Annotated in this window: 8 protein-coding genes; all 8 read left to right on the top strand. The window is 47.8% G+C overall.

Going from position 1 to position 12640, the window contains the following annotated elements:
• From FN831_RS20680 to FN831_RS20645, 8 genes are read left to right on the top strand one after another with little or no spacing between them, the layout of a single operon-like run.
• On the top strand, positions 1 to 1416 hold the full coding sequence (locus FN831_RS20680; RefSeq protein WP_246101661.1) for a glycoside hydrolase family 28 protein: 1416 nt from the start codon (positions 1 to 3) through the stop codon (positions 1414 to 1416).
• A 7-nt stretch (positions 1417 to 1423) separates the two neighbouring features.
• Positions 1424 to 2215, top strand: a complete 792-nt coding sequence (locus FN831_RS20675; RefSeq protein ID WP_142530096.1) for a rhamnogalacturonan acetylesterase — start codon at positions 1424 to 1426, stop codon at positions 2213 to 2215.
• A 27-nt stretch (positions 2216 to 2242) separates the two neighbouring features.
• Entirely contained in the window at positions 2243 to 3313 is a 1071-nt protein-coding gene (locus tag FN831_RS20670; RefSeq protein WP_142530095.1) for a glycoside hydrolase family protein, read from the top strand.
• Between the two features lie 53 nt (positions 3314 to 3366).
• On the top strand, positions 3367 to 5445 hold the full coding sequence (locus FN831_RS20665; protein ID WP_221931371.1) for a hypothetical protein: 2079 nt from the start codon (positions 3367 to 3369) through the stop codon (positions 5443 to 5445).
• Complete coding sequence (locus FN831_RS20660; RefSeq protein WP_246101659.1) at positions 5406 to 8351, top strand: exo-beta-1,4-galactosidase; 2946 nt, start codon at positions 5406 to 5408, stop codon at positions 8349 to 8351. Before FN831_RS20665 ends, FN831_RS20660 begins: the two co-directional genes overlap by 40 nt.
• 34 nt (positions 8352 to 8385) lie before the next feature.
• Positions 8386 to 9522, top strand: coding sequence for a glycoside hydrolase family 88/105 protein (locus tag FN831_RS20655; protein ID WP_142530094.1), 1137 nt, complete (start codon positions 8386 to 8388; stop codon positions 9520 to 9522).
• Positions 9523 to 9525: 3 nt separating this feature from the next.
• Positions 9526 to 9834, top strand: a complete 309-nt coding sequence (gene rhaM, locus FN831_RS20650; protein WP_142530093.1) for an L-rhamnose mutarotase — start codon at positions 9526 to 9528, stop codon at positions 9832 to 9834.
• Between the two features lie 9 nt (positions 9835 to 9843).
• Positions 9844 to 12621, top strand: coding sequence for a glycosyl hydrolase (locus FN831_RS20645; protein ID WP_142530092.1), 2778 nt, complete (start codon positions 9844 to 9846; stop codon positions 12619 to 12621).
• Positions 12622 to 12640 lie beyond the last annotated feature (19 nt).

The following is a 12640-nucleotide window of genomic DNA, read 5'->3' as shown; positions in this document are numbered from 1 at the left end:
ATGATGAAGAACAAATATATCCTCTGCTGTTTCCTGCTGATGATGGCTGCTGCCCAAATCGGAAAGGCACAAACAAAAGATGAATGGGTAAAAAAGGTTGGAGCAAGAATACAGCCCTCCAAAAAGCAGATTTTCAAAGTTGCTTTGGCTAAAGACAGTGCGGTGCTGCATACCGGCGCCATTCAGAAAGCAATCGACGAATGTGCCGCTGCCGGCGGCGGCGTGGTTACTTTTGAACCCGGGGTTTACCTTACAGGTTCCATTTTTCTGAAAGACGGCGTTCATTTAAAAATAGCCAAAGGGGTGAAACTGAAAGGCAGCCAGGATATCAAAGATTATCCTGAAATGGAAACCCGTATCGCCGGTATTGAAATGAAGTGGCCGGCAGCGCTGATCAATGTGATCGGCAGTAAAAATGTGGCCGTTTCCGGCGATGGACTGGTACATGCACAGGGGAGAGTTTTCTGGGACATGTACTGGAAAATGAGGAAAGAGTATGATGCCAAAGGCTTGCGCTGGATCATCGATTATGATGCAAAAAGACCGCGGACAGTATTGATTTCCGGCTCTGCCGATGTTACCCTGAAGGGCCTCACGCTGCAGCAGGCTGGTTTCTGGACTGTCCAGGTCCTGTATTCTGACCACGTTACCGTGGATGGCCTGCTGATCCAGAATAATGTGGGCGGCCATGGGCCAAGTACTGATGGTGTAGATATTGATTCATCCTCATGGGTACTGGTAGAAAACTGTGATATCGACTGTAATGATGATAACTTTTGTATCAAGTCTGGCCGCGACTGGGACGGGCTAAGGGTAAACCGTCCCACAGAATATGTGGTGATCCGCAAATGCCTTGCCCGTAAGGGAGGGGGGCTGCTCACGCTTGGAAGCGAGACTTCCGGTGGTATCCGGCATATTCTGGCCACAGACCTTAGGGGCAAGGGCACAAAAAACGCACTCAATATGAAGTCGGCCGTTACCAGAGGCGGGACAGTGGAGGATATTTATTTTGAAAATATAGCGATGGACAGTATAGGCACGTTTTTACAGATCAATATGAACTGGAACCCGTCCTACAGTTATTCTAAATTACCGGAGGGCTACAACGAGGCCAGCCTGCCTGCACACTGGAAAAAACTGCTGACCAAAGTGGAGCCGGCAGAGAAAGGAATTCCGGTTTTTAAAGATGTATATATCTCCAATATCAATATTAAAGGGGCCAAGGTGGCCATCAATGCAAATGGGACGGAACAATCAAAACTGATCAACTACAATTTACAGAATGTTAACGTAACTGCCGAATCAGCAGGGCTGATTGACCATGCCAGGGGCTGGAATTTTAAAAATGTAAAGATTACTGCGGATGATCAGGGCAAACCTGTTCTGAAAGATGCATCAGATATGAATATTAAATGATCAAAATATGAGCACACAAAAAAAATACCTGGGTTTGGCACTTCTTGCTGTTTTATCCTTTTCTACAGCATTTACCCTGCTGAAAGATAAACCTACACTGTTTGTGATCGGCGATTCTACGGTAAAGAACGGATCAGGAAAAGGTGCCGGCAACATGTGGGGATGGGGTGATTTCATTGGCGATTATTTTGATAAAGGCAAAATTAACATCGAGAACCATGCACTTGGGGGCACAAGCTCAAGAACATTTATCAGCAAGGGGCTCTGGGACAGTGTGCTGGTGAGGCTAAAGCCTGGTGATTTTGTAATGATGCAGTTTGGCCACAATGACGGCAGTCCCCTCGATGATACCGCACGGGCCCGCGGCACCATCAAAGGCGTAGGCACAGAAAGTAAAGATATTTATAACCCGATCACCAAAAAGCAGGAAGTAGTTTATACTTATGGATGGTATCTCCGCAAAATCATCAGCGAGGCCAAAGCAAAAGGGGCAACTGCAATTGTTTGCTCCCCGATCCCGAGAAGCGACTGGAAGGATGGCAAGGTGCTGCGCAGCGAGCAGGGCTATGGCGGCTGGGCAGAGCAGGTGGCAAAATCGGCTGGAGTTTATTTTGTGGACCTCAACAGGATCACCGCAGATAAATACGATGCTGCGGGCGAGTCTGTGGTTAAGGCTTATTTTCCTTCCGACCATACGCATACCAATACTGAAGGAGCAAAGATCAATGCGGCCTCTGTTGCAGAGGGACTGCAGGTACTGAAGAAATGCCCCCTCACACGTTACATGATTAGGAAGTAACTATTGACGATCAATCATCAACACTACATGAAGAGAAGAGACTTTATTTCTGGAATGGCATTGCTCACAGCTGCCGGCCTGCTGCCGGATACGGCACCTGCTGCCGAAAATAATCCTGATGTTTCTGAGTTTTCCAAACATCTCAAACCAGTGGGCAGGGCATTGGAAATGGAAGGTTATTATGTATGGTGCAACAGCCCTGTTGAGGGAGAGGACGGAAAAATACATCTGTTCTTTTCGCGGTGGGTAGCAACAAAGAAAATGGGCGGATGGATCAATGGATCTGAAATCTGCCATGCAGTTGCGGATTCCCCGGAATCAGAATTTAAGTTTAATGAAGTGATCCTGGCACCGCGTGGCCCGGGTTTCTGGGATGCCACTACCTGCCATAACCCGCTGATCAAAAAGGTGGACGGCAAATACTGCCTTTTCTTTATGGGCAACTCCAATGGCAAAACCAATACCAAAAGGATTGGCCTGGCCACTGCGGATTCTTTGGATGGCCCCTGGACCAGACCGGATCAGCCCTTGCTCCAGGCAGGCGAAACCGGTGCCTGGGACGATCATTGTACCACAAATCCTGCCTTTATCAAACATCCCAACGGGCAGTACTGGTTGTACTATAAATCCTGGAATACCAGCGAGTATGAAAATTCAACCGATCCGGTAATCCGTGGCAACAGAAAATACGGGCTTGCGATTGCCGACAAGCTGGAGGGGCCCTACAAAAAATACCAGGGCAATCCGGTCATTGATTTTTCATCAAAAGGAGGCAACAAGCAGTTTGAAGATGCTTTTGTATGGCGCGAAAAAGGGAAATTTAAAATTATAGCCCGGGACATGGGAATTTTCAACCATGAGGATGGGCTGATCATGGAATCCCGGGATGGCATTAAATGGTCGGCTCCGCAGATCGCCTATTTTGACGCAGCTCATTATCATATTACACAACCGCCTCCTCCTTCTTACCTTAAAAAATACGGACGGTTTGAACGCCCGCAGCTGCTTTTTCAAAAGGGAAAGGCTACCTACCTGTTTACTACCTCGCAGGGAGGGAAATATATGACTGCTTCACCATTTATATTTAAGATCACATGAAGTTAAAGACAGGACCACTGACAATGTGTTTGCTGCTATGTTACAGCAGTATAATGGCGCAAAAAATTGACCGCCCTGCGCTGGTCAGCCGGCATAACGTACACGTGGACAAGATTGATTCACTCTCCTCATTGTCGGTAGGCAATGGGAAATTTGCTTTTACAGCAGATGCTACAGGGCTGCAGACTTTCCCGGAAAGCTACAGGACGGGCATCCCTCTGGGCACGCAGTCTGAATGGGGCTGGGATACCTTTAAAGATACCGCGGGTTACCGCATCTCTGAATCCCTCAGGGATTATCAGCAATATGGTCGTAAGGTGAGCTATGTTGTGCAGATCAAAAAACCCGAAAGAAGTAAGAAGGCGTCTGACTGGTTCCGCCAGAATGTGCACCGCTTACAGCTGGGTTGCCTGGGTTTTGAGATAGATCTTAAAAATGGCAAAGCTGCAGGTCCTTCAGATATTAAAAATATCCACCAGGAGCTTGACCTGTGGAAAGGGGAGATCAAAAGTTCGTTCACGATAGAAAATATCCCTGTTGAAGTGTTAACCGTTTGTGACCAGACCGATGATATTGTTTCTGTCAGGGTAAAATCAGCCCTGATCAGTCAGGGACGTTTAAGGATCAGGCTCCGCTTTCCATATCCTACCGGCGAATGGGCAGACGTGGGAGATAACTTCGCTTCGGCCGGTAAACACCGCTCTGCGATTGTAAAGGCTCAGGCCAATGAGGCCCTGATCAGTCACCAGCTGGATTCTGCGGCCTATTTTGCTGCTTTAAACTGGACAGGGAAAGCTTTGCTCTCTTCCAAAGAAAAACATTCATTTGTGCTAAGGCCTGACAAAAGCATGGGGGGTATTGACCTGAGTGTTTGGTTCACACCTCAAAAACCGGCAAAGGCGATTCCGCTGTTTGCTGCTACAGAAAGCAACAGCATTCTGGCCTGGAAATCATTCTGGCAAAGCGGTGGTGCCGTAGACCTTGCAGGAAGCAGCGATCCCCGTGCAAAAGAACTGGAGCGCCGTATTGTACTGTCACAGTATCTTACCAGGATCCAGTGTGCCGGTTCAACCCCTCCGCAGGAAACAGGGTTAACCTATAACAGCTGGTTTGGAAAACCTCACCTGGAGATGACCTGGTGGCATATGCTGCATTTTGGTATGTGGGGCCGCCCGGAACTGCTGGAAAAGAGTGCCGACTGGTATTTTAAAGTGGCATCGGGCGCGAAGAAGCTGGCAGAACGCCAGGGTTTTGAGGGCCTGCGCTGGCAGAAGATGACCGATAACAACGGGAACGAAAGTCCTTCATCTGTAGGTGCACTACTGATCTGGCAACAGCCGCATATCATCACCTTTGCAGAAATGGATTACCGGGCACATCCCAACCGGCAGACACTTGAGAAATATAAGGACGTTGTTTTTGGCACCGCGGAGTTTATGGCTTCTTTTGCACATTACGACCAGGCAAAAGACCGTTATGTGCTTGGGCCGGGACTGATCCCTGCACAGGAAAGATTTAAAGCCGAAGAGACCTTTAACCCAACCTACGAACTGGCCTACTGGAACTGGGCGTTAAAAACTGCGCAGGCATGGAGAGAACGCCTGGAGCTGCCCAGGGAAAAGAAATGGGACGATATCCTGGCTAAGCTTTCTCCGCTGCCACTGCAGGATGGTGTGTACCTTGCTGCCGAAAGCGCTAAAGATTCATATACCAATCCTGAATATAAAACTGATCATCCCTCGGTACTGGGTGCCTATGGCATGCTGCCTGAAACCAGCCTGCTGGACAAGCAGGTGATGCGCAAAACATTTGATCTGGTATGGAAATCCTGGAGCTGGGATAAAACCTGGGGCTGGGACTTCCCGATGACGGCCATGACTGCAGCGCGGCTCGGATTACCGGATAAGGCCATTGATGCCCTGATGATGAACGTAAAGACGAATACTTATCTGGACAATGGCCATAATTACCAGGATGAACGCCTGCGCCTTTATCTGCCCGGAAACGGGGGCCTGCTTACTGCCGTAGCCATGATGTGCGCAGGTTGGGACGGAGCTGCGGACCAAAATCCCGGCTTTCCGAAAGACGGGACATGGAAGGTGAAGTGGGAAGGCTTAAAAAGGATGCCGTAAATATAGCAGCAACTGATATGAACAAGATCAACCGACTATTTTTTACAGGGCTTTTAATGATGCTGCTCCATGGCGGGATGGCCGGCGCACAAACAATTTCTCTTGCCGGCAAATGGCGTTTCCAAACTGATGCAGCAGATGAAGGCATCACCCGGAAATGGTATAGTGTGCCTTTATCTGATGAAATAACCTTGCCGGGATCTATGGCAGAAAACCTCAAAGGAGACGATATCACACTGCAGACAAAATGGACAGGCAGTATTTACGACAGTTCATATTATTTTAATCCCCGGCTTGCAAAATACCGTCAGCCGGGCAATATCAAGATCCCATTCTGGCTTACGCCGGCCAAACATTATGTAGGTGCCGCCTGGTACCAGCGTGAAGTGATCATACCGGCAGGATGGAAAGGGAAAAGGATCGTTCTCGAACTGGAATATGCACATTCTGAAACAACGGTATGGGTAGACCAGAAGGAGGCGGGATCTCAGTATACTTTTGTTACGGCACAGAAATATGACCTGAGCTCAATATTGAAGCCCGGACGACATGTGATCACCATCAGGATTGATAACCGGATCAAGGCGATCAATGTAGGGCAGGATTCTCATAGCCTGACCGACCATACCCAGGGAAACTGGAATGGCATTGTGGGGAAAATCCAGTTAACTGCGGGCCCGGCCATCGTATTTGATGATATCCAGGTTTATCCGGACCTGAAGAACAAAACAGCCAGGGTTTCCGTCCTGCTCAAAGGGCCCGACTGCAGTGGCAGGATCCGCTTAAATGCACACAGTTTTAATTCTGGTGTAAGTCAGCAGGTACCCGCTGTAAGTGCAGATTTTGAAATCCGTAACGGATCGGGCAAGCTGGAGATCAATCTTCCGATGGGTGATAAGATGCAGACCTGGGATGAGTTTGATCCTGTCTTGTATCAGTTGACTGCCGTACTTACAACAGGGAAAGCTAAACGGGCTGAGAATGTACAAAAGGAACTCAGCTTTGGCATGCGCGAATTTAAAGCTGCCGGTCGGCAGTTTGAGATCAACGGGCGCCCTGTTTTTTTGCGCGGAACGGTTAATAACTGCGAATTTCCCTTAACCGGATATCCTGCGATGGATGAAGCCGCCTGGGCAAGAATATTTAAAATTGCAAAAGCACATGGCCTGAACCATATGCGTTTTCATTCCTGGTGCCCACCCGAAGCTGCTTTTATCGCCGCAGACAAAGCAGGTTTTTATCTGCAGCCTGAAGGGCCAAGCTGGGCCAACCATGGTACATCTATCGGCGATAACAAACCAATCGACCAGTTTATCTATGATGAAACTAACCGGATGGAGAAAGCGTATGGCAATTATGCTTCCTACTGTATGCTGGCCTATGGAAATGAGCCGAGGGGCAAACAGGTAGAATATCTGTCGAAATTTAATGATTACTGGAAAAATAAGGATTCCAGAAGATTATATACAGGCGCTTCTGTGGGTGGCAGCTGGCCGGTAATTCCCAACAATGAATATATGGTCAGGGGCGGGGCAAGGGGGCTGAGCTGGAACGACAGACCGGAAACTATAGGCGACTACAGTGCGCTGATTGCCAAATTTACTGTTCCTTTTGTGGCGCATGAGATGGGACAGTACTGTGTATTCCCGGATTTTAAAGAGATTAAAAAATATACCGGCGTATACCGGGCAAAGAATTTTGAGCTTTTTGAGGAAGACCTGAAAGACCATGATATGGCCGACGAGGCCGAGCGCTTTCTGATGGCTTCAGGTAAATTACAGGCACTGGCCTACAAGAATGAAATTGAAAAAGCTTTGCGGACACCCGGCTACAGCGGATATCAGCTGCTGTCACTGAATGATTATCCCGGCCAGGGCACAGCCCTGGTAGGGGTGCTAAACGCTTTCTGGGATGAAAAGGGATATATCAGCCCGGCAGAGTTCCGCAGATTCTCCAACAGTACGGTGCTGCTGGCAAGGATCCCCAAATTTGTCTACCAGAATGATGAGTCTTTTGCAGCAGCACTGGAGGTGGCGCACTATGGAAAATCCGCTCTTCAGCAGGCTGTAGTATCATGGAAAATTACCAATGCCTCATCCAGGGTTCTTGCTTCGGGCGATTTTGACCCTAAAGACATCCCCCTGGGGAACTGTTTTTCCCTTGGCAAAATCAGCTTTGCGCTGTTGTCCGTCAAGTCAGCAGCACAGCTGCATCTTGAAGTAAATATTAAAGGAACAGAATTTGCCAATGGCTGGGATTTTTGGGTGTACCCGGCAAAGTTACCAGCTGTTAAAACAGATATTTACTATTGTACAGCGCTGGATAAAAAAGCGGAAGAGATACTTGGAAAAGGCGGGAAAGTGTTCCTGGATGCTTCAGGAAAAGTGGTCAAAGGCAAAGAGGTAGTACAAACCTTTCAGCCGGTTTTCTGGAATACCTCCTGGTTTAAGATGCGCCCTCCGCACACACTGGGAATTTTAGTTGAGCCCAAAGCTGCGGCTTTTGCAAATTTCCCTACATCATTTCACAGCGATATGCAATGGTGGGAGATTGTGAACAACTCACAGGTGATGAACCTGGAAGATTTTCCGGCAGGCTTCAGGCCGCTGGTGCAGTCTGTTGATACCTGGTTCCTGAACCGGAAGCTGGCAATTGTCTACGAGGCGAAGGTAGGTGAGGGTAAACTAATGGTTTCCAGTGCCAGCCTGGCGGCAGAAAAGGGGCCTGCTGCAAGACAGTTATTTTACAGCCTGCAGAAATATATGAAGTCGGACGCCTTTGATCCTCAATTTCAGGTTGACCTGAGCGTGGTGAAAGATGTTTTTCTGACGGGCTCTAAAATTGTATTTAAAACTTACACCAGGGACAGCCCTGATGAACTGAAACCCAAACCTGCAAAACCGTAAAAAGATAAACACTACTCATTAAAAATATTCCCATATGAAGAACACAATAAAATTAAACGGCACGCTTTTCATGGCCCTAATGATCACTTTCATGAACAGCTATGCACAAAAAGTCCCCGCAAAAAAATCGGTGCTGACCGCAATGACATCTGCAAATGCGTACTTTATGAAAAAATGGCCTGACCCTGGTGCTACAATCACCACAAATACCACCCGGCCCAGCAATATCTGGACGAGGGCAGTGTATTATGAAGGGCTGATGGCATTGTATACCGTGCAACCTTCAAAAGCATATTATGATTATGCCGTAGATTGGGGCCAGAAACATCAATGGGGCCTGCGTGGCGGAATCAGTACAAGCAATGGTGATAACCAGGCATGCGGACAAACGTATATCGACCTGTATAATATTGATAAACAGCCTGAGCGGATCAAAGACATCAAAGCATCTGTAGACCTTATGATGCAATCCGGTAAGATTGACGACTGGACCTGGGTTGATGCCCTGCAGATGGGAATGCCTGTTTTTGCCAAACTTGGCGCCTTATATAAAGATAATGCATATTATGAATATATGTACCAGATGTACATGCATACCAAAACTTCCGAAGGCGGTGGTTTATACAACCTGAAAGACGGATTATGGTGGCGTGATAAATCATTTGTACCGCCTTACAAAGAGCCAAACCGCAAAGACTGCTACTGGTCGCGCGGCAATGGCTGGGTAATCGCAGCGCTGGTGAGGGTGCTAGATATCATGCCTAAAAATGCGCCGCACCGTGAGGAATACCTGAAAACATACAGGGAAATGCTTACCGCGCTGGTACCTTTACAACGTCCGGATGGATTCTGGAACGTCAGCCTGCATGATGCAGATCATTTTGGCGGAAAGGAAACTTCAGGAACAGCTTTATTTGTTTATGGAATGGCCTGGGGCATCAACAATGGTTTTATTAATGCCAAAGTATATCAACCAGTGCTTGTTAAAGCATGGAATGCGATGGCCAAGGATGCCCTGAATGCGGATGGTTCACTGGGTTTTGTACAGGGAACAGGTAAAGAGCCTAAAGATGGCCAGCCTGTAACCTTTACGAGCAGACCCGATTTTGAAGATTACGGACTGGGCTGTTTCCTGCTGGCAGGTACAGAGGTTTATAAACTGAAAAAATAAAACATGAAGGCAGCTTTTAAAATGAAACTCAAGCCGGGATTTGCGGCAGAATATAAAAAACGGCATGATGAAATCTGGCCCGAAATATCAGCATTGCTGAAAGATCAAGGTATCAGTGATTATACGATCTTCCTGGATGAAGAAACGGATACACTGTTTGCAGTGCAGCAGCTAAGCGGACAAGGCTCACAGGAGCTCGGACAGCAGGAGATTGTACAGCAATGGTGGGCATATATGGCAGATATTATGGAAACAAATGCTGATCATTCACCCGTTTCTGTTGCACTGAAGGAAGTATTTCATATGGATTAAGGGGATAAAATGAAAAGATATATATTGATCTTGTCGCTGCTGGCTGTCATCAGCGCTGAAGGACAAGTAAAAAAAGCGGATAGTCCCTGGCCTCTGGTGCAGCAGCAAATGCGCCCATGGACACGATGGTGGTGGATGGGCAACGCCGTTGACGAGAAAAATCTGGCTTCAGCGCTTTCTGCATATGCTGCCGCAGGCATAGGAGGGGTAGAAATAACGCCCATTTATGGCGCCAAAGGTTTTGAAGACCGCTACATCGATTTCCTTTCTCCAAGATGGATGAGCATGCTCAGCTTTACTGTAAACAAGGCAAAAGCACTGGGCATGGGCGTAGACATGAACACCGGCACAGGATGGCCGTTTGGCGGCCCGCAAATTACTCCGCAATTTGCTGCTTCCAAACTGGTGTTGCAGCGGTATCTGATCCCTAAAGGGGAGTCGCTCAAAGAATCGATTACCATCAAAGATGAAAAGCAGCGGAAAGCAGGCGCGGTACTGCAGGCCGTAACGGCATATGCGGCAGACGGGCAGGTTTTTAGCCTGTTTGACAAGGTAGATGCCAAAGGGCAGCTGCAGTGGACTGCACCGGCGTCGGATGTAGAAATTTATGCCATCTTCTCCGGAAGAACATTACAGCAGGTGAAAAGAGCAGCACCATCAGGTGAGGGCTATACTTTGGACCACCTCGACAAGGCATCGGTAGATGTCTATCTGGAAAGGTTTGATCAGGCCTTTAAAGGCAAATCTCCTGGTGTAAGATCATTCTTTAATGACAGTTACGAGGTTTATGGCGCCAACTGGACGCCAACATTTCTGAAAGCGTTTAAGCAGCTGAAAGGTTATGACCTGAGTACACATATCAGGGCGCTTACAGGCAAAGACTCTACCAGCACAGAAGCCGGCAGGTTAAAGTCTGATTACCGGGAAACGATGAGCAAGCTGCTGCTGGAAAACTTTACACAAAACTGGACCAGCTGGGCGCACCGGTACAAAAGCCTGACGAAAAACCAATCCCACGGTTCTCCGGGTAATCTGCTGGACCTCTATGCAACAGTGGATATCCCCGAAACGGAAACCTTTGGTTCCAGTCATTTTGATATTCCTGGTGTAAGACGCGACAGTGCAGATATCCGCAATGTTGACCCGGACCCGGTCATGAGCAAATTTGCGAGTTCTGCAGCACATACCACTGGTAAAACCCTGGTATCCTCTGAAACTTTTACCTGGCTGACAGAACATTTTAAAACTTCATTTTCACAGGCAAAGCCAGAAGCCGAACAGCTTTTTCTCTCAGGGATCAATCATATCTTTTACCACGGAACAACCTTTTCTCCCGCGGAGATCCCCTTTCCGGGATGGCTTTTTTATGCATCCACCAATATGGTGCCTGCAAATAGCCTCTGGCCTCAGCTGAAAGGTATGGACGATTACTTCACCCGTTGCCAGTCGCTCCTCCAATCCGGCAGGTCTGACAATGAACTGCTGATTTACTGGCCTGTTTATGATGCCTGGAGCAATCCAAAAGGTATGGATATGCCGATGAAGGTACATGATGTGGATGTATGGCTTTATCCCTCAGAATTTTACAGGCAGAGCTTAAAACTCGCGGGCCTTGGATATTCGTTTGATTTTGCATCCGACCATATGCTTGCCGGAGCCAGGGCAGAGAAAGGTTTACTGGTGACTTCGCCCAAGGCGAGCCCGTACCAGACACTGATTATTCCTGCTGCTAAGCTGATGCCCCTCAAAACATTGGAGGACATTCTTGCGCTGGCACGCAATGGGGCTACGGTGATTTTCCAGCAATTCCCGGAAGATGTGCCTGGATTGGCTGATCTGGAAAAAAACAGGTCGGCATTCAAAAGCCTCATTGCCGGGCTTGATTTAAAATCATTATCCGCTGGTGTTAAAGGTACCGCCTACGGATCCGGCCAGATTTTGCTGGCAAAAGAAATACAAAAGGCCCTTGCCTTTAAAAAACTTGACGGAGAGAAGCTTACTGAAACCGGTTTAAAGTTTATCCGCCGGAAACTGACTAACGGTAAATACTATTTTCTCGTAAACCATACCGCAAAAACCATCGATGAATATATCCCGCTGAATAGCAGTAGTCCTTTAGTTACGCTGCTTGATCCGCTGTCCGGAGATTATGGACGTGCCCAGACACAAACCAAAGAGGGAAAAACCTGGGTGAAAGTACATCTGCAGCCGGGAGAAACGTTCTTCTTACAAACAGGAAGTTCTCCCATAATACGAAAACCATGGACGTACCTGGCTAAACCTGCTGAAACATTAGTATTAGATGATCATTGGGACTTGCATTTTACCCAGGGAGGACCTGTACTGCCTGCGGACAAACATTTGGACAAACTGATATCCTGGACTAAACTGAATGATTCGCTGGCAACGTCATTTTCAGGCACGGGCGCTTATACGCGTACATTTACGATGCCCCGGCAATTGCAGGGCGAGTACCTGTTAAATTTAGGTAAAGTTGATGAAAGTGCCCATGTATGGATCAACGGTAAGGATGCCGGAATTATCTGGAGTATTCCTTTTCAGGCACGAATAGGTAAGTTTCTCCGTCCCGGCCAGAACACCATCAGGATAGAAGTTGCCAACTTAATGGCCAACCGCATCAGGTATATGGATCAGAAGGGCATCCCATGGAGAAATTACCATGAGATCAATTTTGTGAATATCAACTACAAGCCTTTTGATGCTTCGGCCTGGGAACCCATGCCATCCGGCTTGCTTGGGCCGGTGAAGATTACAGGGTATCATTAGTGTATTATTCGTTTTACGC

It is taken from the genome of Pedobacter westerhofensis, from assembly GCF_900182595.1.
Classification (GTDB): Bacteria; Bacteroidota; Bacteroidia; order Sphingobacteriales; family Sphingobacteriaceae; genus Pedobacter; species Pedobacter westerhofensis.
This window is presented reverse-complemented; position numbering and strand designations above follow the sequence as displayed.

Coding starts and splice junctions, on each gene's coding strand:
- FN831_RS20680 (WP_246101661.1), top strand. CDS start 1: ATGATGAAGAACAAATATATCCTCTGCTGTTTCCTGCTGATGATGGCT.
- FN831_RS20675 (WP_142530096.1), top strand. CDS start 1,424: ATGAGCACACAAAAAAAATACCTGGGTTTGGCACTTCTTGCTGTTTTA.
- FN831_RS20670 (WP_142530095.1), top strand. CDS start 2,243: ATGAAGAGAAGAGACTTTATTTCTGGAATGGCATTGCTCACAGCTGCC.
- FN831_RS20665 (WP_221931371.1), top strand. CDS start 3,367: ATGGCGCAAAAAATTGACCGCCCTGCGCTGGTCAGCCGGCATAACGTA.
- FN831_RS20660 (WP_246101659.1), top strand. CDS start 5,406: ATGGAAGGTGAAGTGGGAAGGCTTAAAAAGGATGCCGTAAATATAGCA.
- FN831_RS20655 (WP_142530094.1), top strand. CDS start 8,386: ATGAAGAACACAATAAAATTAAACGGCACGCTTTTCATGGCCCTAATG.
- rhaM (WP_142530093.1), top strand. CDS start 9,526: ATGAAGGCAGCTTTTAAAATGAAACTCAAGCCGGGATTTGCGGCAGAA.
- FN831_RS20645 (WP_142530092.1), top strand. CDS start 9,844: ATGAAAAGATATATATTGATCTTGTCGCTGCTGGCTGTCATCAGCGCT.